The organism is Pontixanthobacter aquaemixtae (assembly GCF_009827395.1).
GTDB classification, from domain to species: Bacteria; Pseudomonadota; Alphaproteobacteria; order Sphingomonadales; family Sphingomonadaceae; genus Pontixanthobacter; species Pontixanthobacter aquaemixtae.
The window spans coordinates 1,240,129-1,257,534 of record NZ_WTYX01000001.1 but is presented as its reverse complement, the minus strand read 5'-3'; the positions used below and the strand labels follow the sequence as shown (position 1 = coordinate 1,257,534).

The following is a 17,406-nucleotide window of genomic DNA, read 5'->3' as shown; positions in this document are numbered from 1 at the left end:
CTAAGCGAGTACCCCGGCCAATTCTGCGTATCCTGGCCAGAGCGGATCACCATTCTTTCCGCCGAGCAGACAATGCTCGATTGTCGCTTTGTGGCCTTCGTCGCTGGTTATGCGCATCAGATCGCCCCCATGCGGATCGTCGACCCATCGGCCATCGGCAAGGTGCCATAACCATGCATCAAAGCCGGTGCGTATCGCATCGAGCGGCCTGCCGATCTGGACCAGTTGCTTCGCAGTATCCAGCCAGCGCTGCGGGATTTTTTGTGTCCCATCCATCGCAATCTGGTCGAGGCGATGCATCAGCGCTGGATCGGCAAATCGCTTCATCAGATGGTTGGCATATTCGTCCAGATCCTGATCCTGCGTTGCCTCTATCGTGGGCATAGCCTCCTCGCGCATCAGCTTGTCAGCCAAATCCCGCAGAGCCGGATCGGCGACGGCCTCGTGCACGAATTGAAAGCCGGCGCGCAGCCCGCAATAGGCCAGCATCGAATGGGCCCCGTTCAGCATGCGCAGCTTTGCGGTTTCGAATGGGGCAACGTCCTGTACCAGTTCCACGCCGTGTTCTTCCCAGCGCGGGCGGGGGCCAGCGAAATCGTCTTCGATCACCCACTGGCTAAATTCTTCGGTGAAGACTGCGCCCTTGTCGACCAGACCAATCCTGTCATTGAGCGCGCCAAGATCTTCTGGCCGCGTGCGCGGAACGATACGGTCTACCATTGTTGATGGAACGCGGCATTCGCTTTCGTACCATTGTCTGAGTTCGGGCTGCTCTGCGTCGATCCATTGCCGCAGCAGCCGGTCGAGAACTCTCCCGTTATCCGCCAGATTGTCGCAAGAAAGAATGGTCAGCCCGCCAAATCCGGATACCTGCCTTCTTCGCAGTGCTTCCGATAGAATCGGGTAGAAACTGTGCCGCGCAAGTTCGATGTCGAGGTTTACCCCTTCGCCCCTGGCATAGCCCTTTTCGGTGACCGTCAAGCTGGCGATCGAGCATGCAGGATCGGCGAGGCGGGCGACGACTTGCTCGAATTGCTCAGGGGCATAGAGAACTTCGCGGACCGATCCGATGATGCGGGTTTTCGCAGATTCGACGGCCCGTTCGGTCAGAGTGTAGAGCCCGCCTTGCGGCCCAAGCTGCTCGGTTACGGCGGGAGATCGCATCGAAACCCCACAAATCGCCCAGTCCCGGTCTCCGGCATTCATCGCAAGATCGGTGTACCAAGCCATATGGGCGCGGTGGAAAGCCCCTATACCGAAATGGACAATGCCGATTTTTTGGGCGTCACGGTCATAGCTGAACCGCTCGACCGCCTCGCTGAGCCGATGAATGGAATCAGGGCCGAGCCTCACAGACGATAGGCCTTTTTAGCTAGGTTATATGCCAGATCGCGCGCCAGTTCTGCGGCTTCCCAATCTTCCAAGCGATGCTCTGCCACCAATTGCGCGAGGAAACCGCAATCGATCCTCCTCGCCACATCGTGCCTTGCCGGAATCGACAGGAACGCGCGGGTATCGTCATTGAAGCCGACGGTGTTGTAGAATCCGGCGGTTTCGGTGGTCATCAACCTGAAGCGGCGCATCCCTTCGGGACTATCGTGGAACCACCAGGCGGGCCCCAGCTTCAGGCAGGGGTAGTGACCGGCAAGCGGAGCCAGCTCGCGGGCATAGCTGCTTTCGTCCAGCGTGAAGAGAATGATCGAGAGGTCCGCGTTGTTCCCAAAGCGATCAAGCAGCGGCTTGAGAGCTTGAACGTAGTCCGTCCGGGTGGGAATATCCGCGCCTTTGTCACGGCCAAACTGTTCGAAAAGCTGCAAATTATGATTGCGAAAGCTTCCCGGATGGATCTGCATGACCAATCCGTCTTCCAAACTCATTGCCGCCATTTCGGTTAGCATCTGCCCGCGAAACAGCTCTGCATCGGATGCCGACGCGCCGCCTTTCTTGACACGGTCAAACAGGCTTTGGGCTTCCGCTGGGGAGAGGTTGGCCGTAGCCGCCGTGGGGTGACCATGATCGGTCGAGGTTGCGCCAGAACGAGCAAAAAATTCGCGGCGGTTGCGGTGCGCCGCCAGATAGCCCGACCAGCTCATCGTATCTTCGCCGGTAATCTCTCCGAAACGCGCAAGATTGTCAGCGAAGCCTTCAAATTCCGGGTCGACCACCGGATCGGGGCGATAGGCGGTGATGACCCGCCCGTTCCAATCGCTATCGCGTATTTTTGCGTGGTGCTCGAGCGTGTCGAGCGGGCTTTCGGTCGTCGCCAGAACTTCGAGCCCGTACCGGTCAAAGAGCGCGCGTGGACGGAAATCGGCTTGCTGGAGTTTCTCTGTGATAGTGTCGAAATAAAGATCCGCGGTTGAAGCATCGAGAGTGACTTCGAAACCGAAGGCCTCGGCAAAGACCCAGTCGAGCCAGATGCGCGAAGGTGTTCCGCGGAACAGGTGATAATTTTCTGCCAGCAGCTTCCATGACTCGCGCGGGTCAGCATCGCTCTGGCCGATGCCAAGCCGTTCCAATGCGATGCCTTGCGAATAGAGCATGCGGAACAAATAATGGTCGGGGTGAAGCAGCAGTTCGGTTGCATTGCCGAATGGCTGGTTCTCCGCAAACCACTCCGGATCGGTGTGGCCATGCGGGCTTATGATGGGAAGGCCGGCGACTTCGGCATAGAGCGCGCGCGCGATCGACCGGATACCCGGATCGGCGGGTAACAGGCGGTCCTCATGCAGTTGCAGCGGCTTGCTCATCATTCACGTCCTTGCGTTTGCGTTGCCCTATATCCAGGCCCTGAAACCGGAAGGCGATTGCCTGAAGATACCAAATCATGGTAACCGGTGTCAGCAATTGTTTTCTGGCCTTTTCGGGACACAAAATCAACTCTCAACACCTGCTGAAAGAGCCTTGTTGCACATGCATAGCAATCCACAGCCGCCCGCAACCGAAAATGGCTATCCCGCCGTTTGGCTTTGCCACCGGGATGACAGCGTGGCCATTGCCATGCGCGAGCTTTCAGAGGGCGAAGAATTCTCGATTGGCGGGCGGACCTTTCCGCTGATCAATGCCATTCCCGCCGGACACAAATTTGCTTTGCAGCAACATATGAAGGGAGATTCCGTTATCCGGTACGGTTCGCGGATTGGCTTCGCGACCGCAGATATTCTGCCGGGCGAGCATGTCCATTCGCACAACCTCGCAACAGCATTGTCGGGAGAGCTCGATTACGGGGCCTTTGCCGGCGCATCTTCTGGCAGCAGAGATACCATGTCTTTGGGCGAATGGTACGGATACCGCCGCGATGACGGCAGGTTTGCGACGCGCAATGAAATATGGCTGCTGCCCACTGTAGGCTGCGTCGCGCCGCTGGTGGAAATGGTGGCGCGCGAAGCCTCTGACATTCACCGCGGCAAGCTCGACGGGATCGTCGGATTTGGCCATCCGCATGGCTGTTCTCAGCTGGGTGACGATCTTTCCGGAACCAGAGCGCTTCTTGCCGCTTTGTGCGACAATCCCAATGCGGGCGGGGTCGTGCTCGTCGGGCTGGGGTGCGAAAGCAACCAGCTGGACGAGTTGATAGAACTGGTGCCGGAAAGAAGCAGAGGCAAACTGCGCAGCATGCGCGCGCAGGAAGCAGGGGATGAACGGGAGGAATTGCTCGCGATCATCGCGGAACTTGTCGAAGCGCTGGAACCGCTGGAGCGCGAAGCTGCACCCGCGAGCGCGCTGACCGTAGGGTTGAAATGCGGCGGGTCGGACGCGCTTTCCGGCCTGACAGCCAACCCCTTGCTGGGCAGATTTAGCGACAGTCTCTCGGCAGCAGGCGGAAAGCTGGTCCTGACCGAAATTCCCGAAGTCTTTGGCGCAGAGGATGCTCTATTGGCGCGTTCGGATTCGGCAGAGATATTCGCCGCGGCCGGCGAATTGGTGAACCGCTTCAAACGCTATTTTATCGAACAGGGGCAGCCTGTTTCCGAAAATCCTTCGCCGGGAAACATCGCAGGCGGAATTACCACTTTGGAAGAAAAGTCGCTTGGCGCTGTTCAGAAGGGCGGAAAGGCGCCGCTGGTCGATGTTATCAACTACGGAGATACCGCCAAGCTGGCCGGGCTGACATTGCTCGAAGCGCCGGGCAATGATGCGGTTTCATCCACCGCTCTGGCCGCTGCAGGGGCAACGATGATCCTGTTTACCACCGGCCGCGGAACGCCGCTCGGTTTCCCTGTACCGACTGTAAAGATTTCCTCCAACTCGCGGCTCGCCGGATCGAAGCCGGGATGGATCGATTTCGACGCCGGGCGTGTGCTGGGCGAAGGGCCCGATGCGGTTGACGAAGCCTTTGCAGAAAGCCTGATCGCAATTGCCGGAGGGCGTTTCACGCAGGCCGAACGCAGCGGCCAGCGCGTGATCTCCATCTGGAAGCGCGGCGTTACGCTGTGATTAGTTCGCGAAGCTGCCCGGCAGCCAAAGCGACAGGGACGGCACGAAAGTGATGACAATCAGCGCCAGGATCAGGGTGAGATAGAACGGCCAGATCGTCCGGACGAGCGACGTTACCGGAATTTTTCCCACGGCAGATCCAACGAACAACACCGATCCAACCGGTGGAGTGACCAGACCAATACCGAGATTGAGCATCATGATGATCCCGAAGTGAACCGGGTCCACGCCAACGCCCATCGCAACGGGCAGAAAGATCGGCGTGGTGATCACGATGAGCGGGGCCATGTCCATAAATGTGCCCAGCGCCAGCAACATCAAATTGATGATCAGCAGTGTCAGAATCGGGTTTTCGGTCATCACGCCGATCAGCGCGCCCAGTGCGGCGGGTACTTCCAGAAGCGCCAGAGCGAAGCCGAAGGCAGTGGCCGCCGCAATGATAAACAGCACCATGGATGCGGTGCGCACCGATTTGCCCGCGGCTTCCCACATGCCTTTCCAGCCGAGGCTGCGATACACGAAGGTGCCGATAATCATCGTATAGATGACTGCGATTGCCGAACTTTCGGTCGGGGTGAAGAATCCGCTCAGAATTCCGCCCATGATGATCACGGCGGTCATAAGGCCGGGAATAGCATAGGCGGTTGCACGAATGAATTCGCGCCAACCCGGGAAGCGCCCGGTCGGCAGTTTGCGTTTCCGCGCCACAAGCCAGGCGACGAGCATGAGCATTGTACCGGTCAGAATTCCCGGAATGACACCCGCAAGAAACAGGTCGCCGATCGAAACGCCGATCCCCGATGCCGCAGAATAAATAATCATATTGTGCGATGGAGGGATCAACAGGCCGACAATCGCGGCTGTCACTGTGACGTTGACGGCGTAGTCCTTTGGATACCCTTTGTCATTCATCAGCGGAACCATGGTCGAACCGATGGCCGATGCGCTGGCAATTGCCGATCCCGAAACAGCGCCGAACATCATCGAGGCGCCAACATCAACGATACCAAGCCCGCCGCGGACCCGGCCGATTGCCGCGTCCGCAACGCGCACCAATCGTTCCGCGATGCCCGCTCGGTACATCAGATCACCGGCAAAAATGAAAAACGGAATTGCCATGAGCGTGAACACGCTGATGCCCGACGCGACCCTTTGAACCGCGACAATTGGCGGGATGCCCATTGCCAGAAAACAGGCGAGAGCGGCAGCGAGCAGAGAGAATGCGACCGGCACGCCCAGAATGAGCAGGATGAAAAGCACACCGAAGAGAACGAGAAGCTCCATTATTTTGCCTCCAATTCTTGTGACATTTCGGCCGGATGGCGACCGGTCATTATCTGCGGCAAGGCGAACAGCGCCATGAGCAGACCGGAAACGGGAAGGGGGATGTAGGCAACCGCCCGGCTGATCCCGAGCGATGGCACGACGTTGGAGCGAACCGCCCAGCACAGCTGCGCTCCGTAAACCAACAGAACAAGTCCGACGATCGCGATGACAATTGCCACGAGCCGCAAGAGCGGCCGCGCACGATCACCGAATTTCTCTTCGAGCAGCGCGATGCGAATATGAAAGCCTTCATAAACGCCCGCCGCCGCGGCGAACATTACGTACCAGATCATCATGATCAGCGATGCCTGCTCTGTCCAAGACGGACTGGAATTGAGCACGAAACGCCCGAGGACCTGCCACCCGATGATCGCCGTCATGGCAAGCAGTCCGATGGAGCCGAAAGCGACCAACAAGCGGGAAATGGACGCAGCCATGATTACCCCTCCTTCATTTCAAGAACGCGCTCGACCACGCTTTGCTGGGCCGGTGAGGTGATAAACTGGTCCCAGACGGGGCGCATGAGATCGGCGAAAGGCTGTGTGTCGACTTCGTTCACTTTCACATCGGAAGCAGCGACAGCGGCCTTAGCTTCGTCGACGCGGATGTCCCACAAGCGTCTCATTTCAATCACGGAAGCCTTGGCCGCTTCGCGCAGAAGGGCCTGGTCTTCCGCTGAAAGGCGGTCCCAGCTTACTTTGCTCATCACGAGCGCTTCCGGTGTAAGAAGATGCTGTGTCAGGCTGAGGTAGCCAGCGACTTCGTAGTGCCGTTCTCCCACGAAAGTGGGCCAGTTGTTCTCCGCACCGTCGATTACGCCTTGTGCCAGCGACTGGTAAATCTCGCCAAATGGGATCGGTACAGCATTTGCCCCAAGCGCATTGACCATGGCGATATACAGGTCGGACGCGGGAACGCGGATCTTGAGCCCTTCCATATCGGAAGGCTGCGTGATCGCTCTGCGAACGTTGTAGAAACTGCGCGCGCCGGAATCGTAGATGCACAGGCCGATCAGCTTGTGCTGCTCTAGCGACGCCAGCACTTCGTTACCCACTTCGCTGTCGACCACGCGGCGCATATGCGAAACCGAATCGAAAATGAACGGGAGAGAGAAGGGCAGGGTCATCGGCTCTATACTGTTGAGCGGCGCGAAATTGACCCGGTTGAGATCGATACCGCCGAAGCTGGTGATTTCCAGCGTATCGGTTTCATTGCCCAACTGACCGCCTGCATAAACTTTGATGCCAAGCCTGCCATTGGTTCTTTCTGCAAGATATCGGCCCATGAATTCGACAGCGCGAACTGTCGGATAGGTTGCGGGATGTGCATCCGCGCCCGTTAGCATTCCCGACATGACGGGTTTGCAAGCAGGCAGCAGAGCGCCGGCGGCCAATGTAAGTGATCCGGCCAATACCGTTCGTCTGGGTAGCATAGGCATTCCCTTTGTCATGTTGTGGCCTTTCCGCCATCTGTGGCATGTGGACGGGGATTTATGCAGGCTGCACCCCTTGGCCATTGGCCAAGCGCCCCGGACGGATGCGAAAATGCGCTTATGTGTGGGGCGCGTTCAAGGGTGTGCCGCGACCTAGAAAGGACGGTTGCCACACTCACGGGTGCGGGGACGCCGACTGCGGCTGACGCCGATCTGAGATCGCTGTTCCTCATCCCATCCTCACTGTTGCCGACAATTTTTGCCGGTCAACCCCCTTGCCAAATGCCTTCAATTGGCATAGATACCAAAAATGACACCGGTATCAAGTCAAAAAAATGACACCGGTTTCTTGGGATTACAGAGGTGTTTGGGAGGTTCTAGAATGCGATTCGAATTCATCAAAAAGGCTGCGCTTACAGGGGCTTCGCTGTTCGCGATTTCATGCCCAGTGGCCGCGATCGCGCAAGATACAGGTGAGACTGCCGCTGAAGACGACAATACAATCGTTGTAACCGGTTTCCGCCAAAGTCTTGACGAAGCGCTGGATACAAAGCGCGAGGCAACCGGTGTTGTCGATGTGATTGTTGCGGAAGACATTGCGGACTTTCCTGATCTTAACCTGGCGGAATCGTTGCAACGCATTCCCGGTGTTGCAATCGACAGGCAGGCGGGCGAGGGCCGGCGGATTACCGTGCGCGGTCTGGGTGGTACCTTTACCCGCGTTCGCGTGAACGGTCTTGAAGCGCTGTCTACCAGCGGCGGCTCCGACGCTTCGGGTGGCACGAACAGAAGCCGCGCTTTTGACTTCAACGTATTCGCGTCTGAACTCTTCAACGAATTGGCCGTTCGCAAAACGCAGTCGGCGGAAATTGAAGAAGGCTCGCTGGGTGCCAATGTTGAACTTCGCACTGGCCGACCCTTCGATTACGGCGCGGGCCTGACCGGTGCATTGAGCGCGCAGGCGCAATATAACGACCTTGCAGAGGATTTGGGTCCGCGCGTTGCAGGTCTGCTGTCTTACACCAACGATGACGAGACTTTCGGCGCGTTGCTGTCGGTCGCTTTCCAGGATCGTCTGATCCGCGAAGAAGGCTTCTCGACCGTCCGTTTCGATGACTTCGCCACATTCCGTTCGGCGCTGGGCCAAAATTGCGCCGGCAACCCCACTGGCGGTGCCTGCGAGGAACTGCGCAACGCATGGTATGCGCGCATTCCGCGCTATGGCCGTCTGGACTATGACCAGCAGCGTCTCGGAATTACCGGTTCGCTCCAATTCCGTCCGGGCGACAATACAACGATCAGCTTTGACGGTCTTTATTCCGACTTTAAAGGCGACCGTTCGGAGGAATTCCTCGAGGTCTTCATCCGTTCCAACACCGACAATCTCGATGTGACCGATTACACGATCAATGGCGATGGTGTGATTACGCGGTTGGTGGCTGACATTCAGGCAGACGCCGCGAACGGTATCATTCCAGTTCGCAGCGAGCACCGCCGGGACAAGCTGAACACAGAATATTTCCAGATCACCGGTGAGCTGGAACATGAATTCACCGATACTTTCCGGTTGAATGTTCTTGGCGGTATCTCCCGTTCAGATCTGAGCATCCCGCAGCAAGCGACGATCTTCTTCGACGCGGCCACGCCGGTTAGTGGTTACAGCTACGATTTCACCAACAGCTTCAACACTCCCGATATCAGCTTTGGCAATTTCGACGTAACCGATCCGTCGTCCTTCCTGTTCACGCAATATAGGAACCGCCCTCAGGGTGTGGACAACAGCTACGATACGTTCCAGCCAAATCTGGAATGGGAAGTAAGCCCATCGCTCACTCTCAAAACCGGCTTCAGCTACAAACGCTTCAAGTTCGAAACGTTTGAAGGTCGTGCAGAAGGTGATGTTTCTGACATCACCGGAACAGGCCCGATCGCTGTCGATGCAAGCTTGGCTAACCTGCTCAGTGGCTACGGCAGCGGATTGGGGCTTCCAGCCGGGACCGATCGCACATGGGTCACGCCGAACTTTGATGCGGCAGTCAACGCCATCAACCTGTTCAGCATCCCGCCGGTTGTGCGGGCACAGGATACGCGCAGCGTTGTAGAAACCGATTACGGCGGATTTGTTCAGGCCGATTTCGATCTTACGCTCGGCGATATGCCTGTTCGCGGTGACTTCGGCGTGCGGTTTGTTGAAACCAATGTTTCGTCGACCGGCTTCGTGAACGGCACTGACGAAGTAACCATCGATCGCAGCTATGACGATTGGCTTCCTGCTTTCAACGTGGTTCTCGAGCCGACACCGGATCTGCTTATCCGTGGCGGCATCGCCAAGGTAATGGCTCGCCCCGAATTGGGTGACCTGACGCCTGGCGGTTCGATCGACACGTTTAACGGTCCTCCGTTCAACTTCAGCCTGGGTAATCCTGGCCTCGATCCGTTCCGTGCCTGGACCTATGACATCAGCATCGAATGGTACTTCCAACCGGAAGCACTGCTCGCTCTGGCATTGTTCCAGAAGGACATTTCTTCGTTCTTCCAACAGGCCGATACCATCGAAACCACGTTTAGCCAGACCGGCCTGCCAAACAGCGTTGCTTCTCCCACCAGTCCGCTGGCGCAACTGCTCTCTGCAGGACAGGACCCGCGGGTTGATATCAACCAGCAGGTCAACGGTGACGATGCGAAGGTGAAAGGTCTGGAAGTGATTTTCCAGACTCCGTTTACCTTCCTTGGTTCCGGTCTGGATAATTTCGGGTTCGTCGGTAACTACACCTACGTCAATTCGGACGACATTATCGGCTTCTCGCCAAACTCGTTCAACGCAACGCTCTATTATGAAGATGAGAAGTTTGCGGCACGTGTTACCGGTGCCTATCGCGATGCCTATCTCACCCGGCTTCCTAATGCGAGCGGACGGACCGAAGGGCGCGAATCGCGCGGCGTCGGTTCGACTTTCAACCTCGATTTCTCGGCTTCCTACCAGCTGACAGATCAGGTCGAAGTCACCTTCGAAGCGATCAACTTGACCGACGAGTTCGAGTTTCAGACATTCGATGTGCTGAATCTGCCGACACTCTACCACCATACGGGTCGCAACTTCCTGCTCGGTGCGCGTTACAGCTTCTGAGCCGGTAGAATTGACTTGATAGGCCGCCGGCGCGACTCTCCTCACGCCGGCGGCTTTTTTGTGCGCACAGCCGAGCCATCGATTGACCGGCAAGAATAGAATAAAGTGAGGATGTCATGCGGACCATATTGAAAATTGCTGCCGTGCTTGCCCTGGTATTCGGAAATCTTGTCTATGCGTCTCCGCCAGACCCCACATCAGGGGGCAAGGGCGGCAAAATCATCCGCGTCACCACCTTGGCAAAAGACGGTCCCGGTAGCCTTGCCGAAGCGCTTGCTGCCAAAGGCCCCCGGATCATTGTTTTCGAAGTAGGTGGAGCAATCGATTTGGAGCGATCAACGCTCGAAATTGCAGAGCCGTTTGTGACTATCGCTGGCCAGACAGCGCCTTCGCCAGGGATTACAATCCTTCGCGGCGGGATCGATGTGAAAACGCATGATGTGCTGCTTCAACATCTGCGCGTGGTCGTTGGCAGTGACGGCCTGCCCAAACGCCATGGCTGGGAAGTGGATGCATTTTCCACCCGTTCAGCGCACAACGTTGTAATTGAAAATAACAGCTTCTTCTGGGCGATTGACGAGAACATGTCCGCCTCTGGCCCCCGCTTTACCGGCGACACGGTGGAGGAATGGCGCGAGGGAACAAGCCGAAACATCGTTTTCCGGTCGAACCTTGCCGCCGAAGGCCTTGCCGATTCAACGCACCCCAAAGGAGAGCATTCAAAAGGTTCGCTCATCCACGACAACGCAACGGGTATCGTCTTCGAAGGCAATATCTGGGCGCATAATGTCGAACGCTCGCCGCTGCTCAAAGGGGGCGTTGAAGCGTTGATGATCAACAATCTGATTTACGATCCGCAATACCGGGCGGTTCACTACAACCTCATGGACCTCGAATGGGCGGGGCACGGGGCAGTGGACGGAAAGCTGACCGCGGTTGGCAACGTCTTGCGCGGTGGCAACAGCACCGATGATGGGCTGCCTTTCCTCACAATCGGCGGGGTGGGAGACCTACTCTATTACGGCCACGATAACGTTGCGGTGGACCGGTATGGAAGCGACCTTCCCATGTTCGGCCGGTATGGCGTGACTTCGGCCGAGATCAAGCAGCAGGATGCGCCGCTTCACGATTTGTCGGACTATACCATCTTGCCGTCGATCGAGGTCGAAACGCACCTGCTTGCCACCGCGGGCGCGCGTCCTTGGGACAGAAGCGAAATGGAAACACGCGTGCTGTTCTTCATCGCCGAGGGGCGGGGCGAAATCATCGATTCCGAAAGCGAAGTAGGCGGCTATCCCGAGTTCGCTTCTACCAAAGCGCCCTTCGTCGCGGTCGATTGGAATCTGTCCGATATGACCACAAAGTCTGGTGTTATGCCGGGGCAGAAAGCCGGCGCACAGGAACACCTTTCGCCAAGAGACCGCGAGATGCGGGAATCCAACAAATGAAACGCTGTGCGCTGATACTTCTCGCTGCGCAATTGGGCGCTTGCGCAGCGAATGGCGCGCAGCCAGTTTCCACCGTTCCGCCGATGGTCGTGGTTTCCGAGAGTGACGTGAAAGTCCGCGAGGCGCCGCCTCACGGCGCCATCGGGATGTCGACCGCCTACCGCATAAGCGATGCTGCGCCGCAGCCGCGGACAATGGAATTCCGCCGGCGTGTCCTCGATCCCGGCGCGGCAGTTGGTGAACATCCGATCTCGCATGACGAGGTCTATTATGTAACGTCTGGGAAAGGCGTGGTTATGTCGGACGGAGTCGAGGCAGAACTGAGCCCGGGCATGGCGGCTTATTTGTATGAAGGCGCTGTGGTCGGCATCAGACAGGTCGGACCGGAACCTCTGTCGATCATCATATCCTACCCGGTTAGCCCCAAGGACTGATCGCGGTCAGGGACGGATCAGCCGGCGAATTTCAGGCTCCACCTTTACCGCTTCGGCTGCGACGACCGACGCGAACAGTTTCGCGCCAAATTCGCCGAGATGGGTATAGTCAAAACGCGAATTCATCTTCGCGATGCGCAAGTCCGGGGGCGAAGCCGGCAAGTCAGGCCGACCCGTTTCAGAAGGCAGCGTTTCGCCATCAATAGCAGCCGCCGCAGACACTTCGGGGCTGGCTGGGCGTTCGGCCAGCATGTTCTGGACCGAGGGGCCCAGAGCCTGGACAATGTCGCGGCTGCGCTCGTTCAGATCGATCAATGGTGTTCCTGTGTCTTTCGCAATCTGGCGGATAACATTCGCCCAAGCGTCGAGATCGCGGGTGACCTCTCCGTCATCGAATGACCGACGGGTCAGCGGCGTGAACAAAACCGGCGTCGCTCCGGCAGCGCGAATTTCAGCGACGTAGCGGCGCATGTTTGCGGGAAATTCGGTCTCGAGATCGGTCGATCGGCCCGGTTTGCCGCGCTGGTCATTATGACCGAAGCCGATCAGGACAAAGACATCGCCATATCCCTCTACCTGCATTTCGCGCAGGGCAACATCCCACAGCCCCTCGGCCCGGAATGACCCGCTGCTCCTGCCATTGCGGGCGAGGTTGAGGCAGGCAGTGGGGTGCGTTGTGTGGTGAGCGCAAAACATCGATCCCCACCCATTTCCCGTGGCAGTCGTCGAATCGCCGACGAGGATAATCTTGTTGATGTTTTCGACCGTGCCGCTTTGCGTTTGCGGTGCCGGGGTAGAGGGCGCGGTCTGGGCTGATGCAAAGCTTGCAACATTGGCTGCAGCCATGGCCAGGCTTGCGAAAAATATTCGTTTCACGCTTCAACTCCCCGGTTGGATATAGGGGCCTGTTGCCCAGAGTTCGCGTTCCCATCGTCTGGGATCGCTTTGCATTGCAATGTGCTCTTGCCCGATGACGAGCGTTTCGCGGTCGGGCAGGGTGTATGGTGCCCAGCTCTCAAGGCCCGGCTTTCCATTGTGCGCCATTCCCGCAAATGCGGCGATCGTCGCATCGCTGATTTCTTGCGCTCGTTTGTCTGTGCCCGAATAACTTCCCGGAGCAGCAAGCGTCCCGAAGACATAGGGCAGATCATCGGTATGCGCCGCGCCGCGTTTGGGATCGATCGGGCTTTCCCGGTCCAATTGGTACACCCAAGTGGCTTTGGCACCTGCTTCTGCCCGCCTGTCTGCTTCAATAACTTGGCCGGGCCAGCTTCGCCCCGCGGTGGTCGCGGCGTAGAAAACTTCTTCTGCGGACCATTCGGGAAATTGGGCGCGGTATTGCGATATGACCCAGTCAGGGCGCAGGTCGATCCTGATTTGCGGAGCAAGCCTCTCGGCGATGTTGGACCAATCGAGATCGCGCACTACCGGCCCGTCTGCGCGGATAAAGGCGCGGGTTTCGTCGCTAGTGTTGCCCAGGATCATTGGAATATGGCGCGATTGCGGTGCGGCATCGGGCCAGAACGGATGGCGGTGGAGGTGAACCATATCGAGCACCGGGCCGAAATAGATCCCGCCGCCCAGTATCGGATCGACAGCGGTCAGCCCTTCGATCAGGCGCTCGTGCGGTAGAGTAAGCAGCGCCTCCGCATCATTCTCGCCGATCCCGATTTCGCGCATGAATGCACGGGTCCTTTTCCATGCGTTTTCCGGCCCCTGTCCGGTCACTTGCTGTCCGCTCATCGTGGCTGCGGAGTGAAACAGGCCATCTGCTTCGGGCATTGCCATCAGAGTGGCAATTTTGGCTCCCCCTCCGGATTGGCCGAACACCATTACACGATCAGGATCGCCGCCGAAGGCTCCGATGTTATCGCGTACCCATTGCAACGCGCAAACCAGATCGAGCTGTCCGGCATTTCCGCTGCTGCGGAAGCGATCGCCAAAGGGCGACAGCCATCCATATCCGAACAGGTTTAGCCTGTGATTGACGCTGACGACTACGACATCGCCCTTAGTGGCAAGATGCGGGCCTTGCGTAATCGGATCGGTGACAGATCCCCAATTGTAAGCGCCGCCGTGGAAATAGACCATAACCGGACGTCGCGCATTGGCGGAGGGATCGGGCGACCAGATGTTGAGGAACAGGCAATCCTCGCTCATCAGCGGTGTCATCGGGTTGCGTTGCGGGCACAAGGGGCCAAACTCGGTCGCCGGAGTCTCACTTTGCGGTAGCGGTTCGCGCACCGGTAGATCGAAACGCTGCGCACGGGCATAACGGATGCCGAAAAAGGCCGGGGTTCCACGGTCAATGAAGCCGCGGTAATTCAATACTTTGGGATCAGGCTTTCCAGCCACAGCACTGATCGCGGGTGCATGGAGCAGGGCGGCCCCTGCCATAGCGCCGCCGATGGCGCTTCGCCGGCTTATTCCGCTACCGGCTGACATAGGCTCGCGAACACTGCGCGCCTGAAGAAGGCGAATGGCGTAGCGAATTTTCGCCGAAGCAGGCGAGGCAGCCTGTTTCCGGCGAAAGTATCATCGCGCGAGCCACCCACCATCAACGGCAAGAATGTGTCCTTGGACGTAATCCGATGCCCTGCTGGCGAGGAACACGGCAGCCCCGCCGATATCAGCCGGATCGCCCCAGCGGCCTTCCGGAATCCGTTCGAGAATTTGCCGGTTGCGGGTTTCGTCAGCCTGGAGCGCTTCGGTGTTGTTGGTGGCGATATATCCCGGGGCAATGGCATTGGTGTTGATACCCTTGAGCGCCCATTCATTCGCCATCAGCTTGGTCAATCCGCCTACGCCGCTTTTGCTTGCGGTGTAGCTGGGAACCCGAATCCCGCCTTGGAATGTGAGCATCGAAGCGATGTTGATGATCTTGCCCCGCTCGCCAGACTGGCTGGCCCATCCGGTCATATGACGGGCGACTGATTGGCTTAGGAAGAACAACACCTTGAGGTTTACTTCCATCACTGCATCCCAATCCTCTTCCGAGAAATCGAGCGCGTCGGTGCGCCGGATGATGCCCGCATTGTTTACGAGTATGTCGATGCGGCCGAGCGCGGCAACCACATCCTCGACAATTCTCTCGCACGGTTCGATCGAAGATAGATCAGCCATGACAACATGCGCGCGGACGCCGGCTTCCTCGACAAGCTTCTTGGTTTCCGCAGGATCACGCCGGGCGACAAGCGCCACATCGGCCCCCGCTTGGGCCAGTGCGACAGCTATGCCTTGACCGATGCCGGTATTTGCGCCGGTCACCAGAGCCACTTTGCCGGTCAGATCGAATGCACCGTTAATCATGGATCAATTCTCCCGTCCTGACTTAGAGACCGCGCAGATATTCGTTGATCGCATCGTCTTTCGAATTGGCGTAGAAAAGCTCGGCAAATTTCTCACCAGCGACAGCGCTGCGAAGCAGTTCTTGGTCAACGGTCTTGAGCACTGTCAGCATGTCATGGCAGGTTTTCGACTTCAGATCTGCCAGAACGCCGCGATTCTTTTTCATAATCGCTGCACGTTCTTTGGGGTAACCGACGCCGCTCTCGCCTTCGAACAATTTGCGATAGCAATCCTGCAGATTCAGTTCCGCAGCCCAGCCAAAACCCTTGGCATAGGGCATGGCAACGGCGTTGCCGTCATTGATCTGGGCGAAGAGGAAGGCGTCGGTCGGGTCAATCACCAGGCCGCAAAACACGCCCGGCATTGCATTGGCCGCCAGCATTGAGCCCGAGCCGGTTCCGCATCCGGTGACCACGAAATCGGCAGCGCCTGAATTCAGCAATATGCCTGTCAGCAAGCCGACCATGGGGTAGGTAACCTGCGCGTCGTCCTCTGCAGTATACATCCCGTAATTGTGCACCTCATGGCCAAGTGGCTCGGCAACGGCGGTCAGGGCGTCGTGAATGATGCAATTTTTGGCTGCTTGGCTGTTCTCGTTGATCAAAGCGATCTTCATATTGTCTCCTTGCTCGCAAGAGCATTGTTTTGTCGCCTCAATGCCTCGATTCGAAGCGAGAGGAAACCGGTGTCATTTATTCGTTTAGACCGAAACAGGGTTGTATTTCAACCTTGAGCTTACGTCGTAGGCGGGGGAGGGCCAACCGAGTCCCTCGTTACAAGGCGGGCGGGAAAGGTTGAAGGCTTCGCGCCGTCAGAACCCGGATCGATCAATTTCAATGCTGCGGACTTGGCCATTTCGCGAATCGGCCAGCTGACCGTGGTCATCGGTGGCCAGATATGGGCAGCGATCGGGGAATTGTCGAAGCCGACGATCGACAGCTGCCCGGGAACCGCGATCCCCTTCTCTCTGGCCGCATGATATGCGCCCGCCGCCATTTCATCGTTGCTTGCGAAAAGCGCGGTGATCTGGGTGTCGCCTTGCAGCAGTTTGTTGGCCGCTTCCACCCCGGAATCAAATCGGTAATTGCCTTGGGCGACGGCTGTTTCGGGCACTTCCAGGCCGTGGCGTTTCATGGCCGCGCGGAACCCTTCGCGGCGTTCGGCAGCGGACCGGAACCCCGATGGTCCTTCGATCAATCCAATCCTGCGGTGGCCCAGTTCAACCAGATAATCGATCACCGATTCGACAACTTCGCGGTCGTTCGACTGCACGAGATGTTCCGATGTATCGAGCGCTGCCGAACCCATGCGTACATAGCCGCAACCCATATCGCGGCACAGTTCCGCCAATTCGTCATTCTCGGAAATTGGCGGCAACAGCAAAACGCCATAGAGCCTTTGTACTTCGAGAAAGTTGCGGATGTCTTCCAGCATATCGGGCGAACGGCGGTCTACCGGCCGGACAACAAGCGCGAATTCCGTGTCACGGATCGCATCGAGCACGCCTTCCTGGAAATTGAGCACGGTTTGCGCGTTCGGGTTGTCGTGCAGCAGGCCAAGCAGGAAATTACGGCGTAGGGCGAGAGCACGCGCCTGAGGGTTGGGAGTGTAACCGAGTTCGGCGATAACCTTCTCGACTTTTTCCCGTGTCGCTTCTTTCAGCAAGGGCGACCGATTGATGACTCTGCTGACCGTTTTCTTTGACACGCCTGCAATGCGTGCAACGTCATTGATTGTCGGTGACGAACCGGACATTGCCATTCTTTCAAACCCCTCCTGATCTTTGCGCCTGACCTATAGGCCAACCACATCCGAATTGCAGTGCGAAATTGAAATCTATTCGCAAACGCCAAG

Annotated in this window: 14 protein-coding genes; 4 read left to right on the top strand and 10 right to left on the bottom strand. The window is 57.8% G+C overall.

Annotated elements, in window-relative coordinates:
- Together GRI41_RS14460 and uxaC are read right to left on the bottom strand one after the other, a co-directional pair.
- Nucleotides 1-1,353 (bottom strand): mannitol dehydrogenase family protein, encoded by a 1,353-nt coding sequence (locus GRI41_RS14460; RefSeq protein ID WP_160603848.1) that lies wholly within the window; start codon nt 1,351-1,353, stop codon nt 1-3.
- Nucleotides 1,350-2,750: a glucuronate isomerase gene (gene uxaC / locus GRI41_RS06065; protein WP_202388740.1), complete on the bottom strand. Its 1,401-nt coding sequence runs from the start codon at nt 2,748-2,750 to the stop codon at nt 1,350-1,352. Before uxaC ends, GRI41_RS14460 begins: the two co-directional genes overlap by 4 nt.
- 163 nt (nt 2,751-2,913) lie before the next feature.
- Between uxaC and GRI41_RS06060 the strand changes: the two genes are divergently transcribed.
- Nucleotides 2,914-4,437 carry a UxaA family hydrolase gene (locus tag GRI41_RS06060; protein WP_160603846.1) on the top strand — a complete coding sequence of 508 codons (1,524 nt, stop codon included), beginning with the start codon at nt 2,914-2,916 and terminating at the stop codon, nt 4,435-4,437.
- Here the strand turns inward: GRI41_RS06060 and GRI41_RS06055 are convergent, their stop codons facing one another.
- From GRI41_RS06055 to GRI41_RS06045, 3 genes are read right to left on the bottom strand one after another with little or no spacing between them, the layout of a single operon-like run.
- Nucleotides 4,438-5,721, bottom strand: a complete 1,284-nt coding sequence (locus GRI41_RS06055; protein WP_160603845.1) for a TRAP transporter large permease — start codon at nt 5,719-5,721, stop codon at nt 4,438-4,440.
- Entirely contained in the window at nt 5,721-6,200 is a 480-nt protein-coding gene (locus GRI41_RS06050) for a TRAP transporter small permease (RefSeq protein WP_160603844.1), read from the bottom strand. The genes GRI41_RS06055 and GRI41_RS06050 overlap by 1 nt, the downstream gene beginning before the upstream one ends.
- 2 nt (nt 6,201-6,202) lie before the next feature.
- Nucleotides 6,203-7,117, bottom strand: coding sequence for a TRAP transporter substrate-binding protein (locus GRI41_RS06045; RefSeq protein WP_235901062.1), 915 nt, complete (start codon nt 7,115-7,117; stop codon nt 6,203-6,205).
- A gap of 460 nt (nt 7,118-7,577) precedes the next feature.
- Here GRI41_RS06045 and GRI41_RS06040 point away from each other — a divergent pair, with 460 nt between their 5' ends.
- From GRI41_RS06040 to GRI41_RS06030, 3 genes are all read left to right on the top strand, one after another.
- Nucleotides 7,578-10,322, top strand: coding sequence for a TonB-dependent receptor (locus GRI41_RS06040; RefSeq protein ID WP_160603842.1), 2,745 nt, complete (start codon nt 7,578-7,580; stop codon nt 10,320-10,322).
- A 116-nt stretch (nt 10,323-10,438) separates the two neighbouring features.
- Nucleotides 10,439-11,770, top strand: a complete 1,332-nt coding sequence (locus tag GRI41_RS06035; protein WP_160603841.1) for a pectate lyase family protein — start codon at nt 10,439-10,441, stop codon at nt 11,768-11,770.
- A gap of 83 nt (nt 11,771-11,853) precedes the next feature.
- A complete protein-coding gene (locus GRI41_RS06030) occupies nt 11,854-12,204 on the top strand; it encodes a cupin domain-containing protein (RefSeq protein ID WP_235901159.1) in 351 nt (116 codons plus the stop codon).
- A gap of 6 nt (nt 12,205-12,210) precedes the next feature.
- Here the strand turns inward: GRI41_RS06030 and GRI41_RS06025 are convergent, their stop codons facing one another.
- From GRI41_RS06025 to GRI41_RS06005, 5 genes are all read right to left on the bottom strand, one after another.
- Nucleotides 12,211-13,080, bottom strand: coding sequence for a rhamnogalacturonan acetylesterase (locus tag GRI41_RS06025; RefSeq protein WP_202388666.1), 870 nt, complete (start codon nt 13,078-13,080; stop codon nt 12,211-12,213).
- A 3-nt stretch (nt 13,081-13,083) separates the two neighbouring features.
- Nucleotides 13,084-14,601 carry a carboxylesterase/lipase family protein gene (locus GRI41_RS06020; protein WP_235901061.1) on the bottom strand — a complete coding sequence of 506 codons (1,518 nt, stop codon included), beginning with the start codon at nt 14,599-14,601 and terminating at the stop codon, nt 13,084-13,086.
- Between the two features lie 138 nt (nt 14,602-14,739).
- Nucleotides 14,740-15,513, bottom strand: a complete 774-nt coding sequence (gene kduD / locus GRI41_RS06015) for a 2-dehydro-3-deoxy-D-gluconate 5-dehydrogenase KduD (protein WP_202388665.1) — start codon at nt 15,511-15,513, stop codon at nt 14,740-14,742.
- Nucleotides 15,514-15,535: 22 nt separating this feature from the next.
- Complete coding sequence (locus GRI41_RS06010; RefSeq protein WP_160603838.1) at nt 15,536-16,168, bottom strand: RpiB/LacA/LacB family sugar-phosphate isomerase; 633 nt, start codon at nt 16,166-16,168, stop codon at nt 15,536-15,538.
- Nucleotides 16,169-16,287: 119 nt separating this feature from the next.
- Nucleotides 16,288-17,307: a LacI family DNA-binding transcriptional regulator gene (locus tag GRI41_RS06005; RefSeq protein WP_407985516.1), complete on the bottom strand. Its 1,020-nt coding sequence runs from the start codon at nt 17,305-17,307 to the stop codon at nt 16,288-16,290.
- Nucleotides 17,308-17,406: the final 99 nt, after the last annotated feature.

Excerpts from the sequence above, each read along its gene's own strand:
- uxaC (WP_202388740.1), bottom strand. The coding sequence starts at position 2,750 with ATGAGCAAGCCGCTGCAACTGCATGAGGACCGCCTGTTACCCGCCGAT.
- GRI41_RS06060 (WP_160603846.1), top strand. The coding sequence starts at position 2,914 with ATGCATAGCAATCCACAGCCGCCCGCAACCGAAAATGGCTATCCCGCC.
- GRI41_RS06055 (WP_160603845.1), bottom strand. The coding sequence starts at position 5,721 with ATGGAGCTTCTCGTTCTCTTCGGTGTGCTTTTCATCCTGCTCATTCTG.
- GRI41_RS06050 (WP_160603844.1), bottom strand. The coding sequence starts at position 6,200 with ATGGCTGCGTCCATTTCCCGCTTGTTGGTCGCTTTCGGCTCCATCGGA.
- GRI41_RS06045 (WP_235901062.1), bottom strand. The coding sequence starts at position 7,117 with ATGTCGGGAATGCTAACGGGCGCGGATGCACATCCCGCAACCTATCCG.
- GRI41_RS06040 (WP_160603842.1), top strand. The coding sequence starts at position 7,578 with ATGCGATTCGAATTCATCAAAAAGGCTGCGCTTACAGGGGCTTCGCTG.
- GRI41_RS06035 (WP_160603841.1), top strand. The coding sequence starts at position 10,439 with ATGCGGACCATATTGAAAATTGCTGCCGTGCTTGCCCTGGTATTCGGA.
- GRI41_RS06030 (WP_235901159.1), top strand. The coding sequence starts at position 11,854 with ATGGTCGTGGTTTCCGAGAGTGACGTGAAAGTCCGCGAGGCGCCGCCT.
- GRI41_RS06020 (WP_235901061.1), bottom strand. The coding sequence starts at position 14,601 with ATGGCAGGGGCCGCCCTGCTCCATGCACCCGCGATCAGTGCTGTGGCT.
- kduD (WP_202388665.1), bottom strand. The coding sequence starts at position 15,513 with ATGATTAACGGTGCATTCGATCTGACCGGCAAAGTGGCTCTGGTGACC.
- GRI41_RS06010 (WP_160603838.1), bottom strand. The coding sequence starts at position 16,168 with ATGAAGATCGCTTTGATCAACGAGAACAGCCAAGCAGCCAAAAATTGC.
- GRI41_RS06005 (WP_407985516.1), bottom strand. The coding sequence starts at position 17,307 with ATGTCCGGTTCGTCACCGACAATCAATGACGTTGCACGCATTGCAGGC.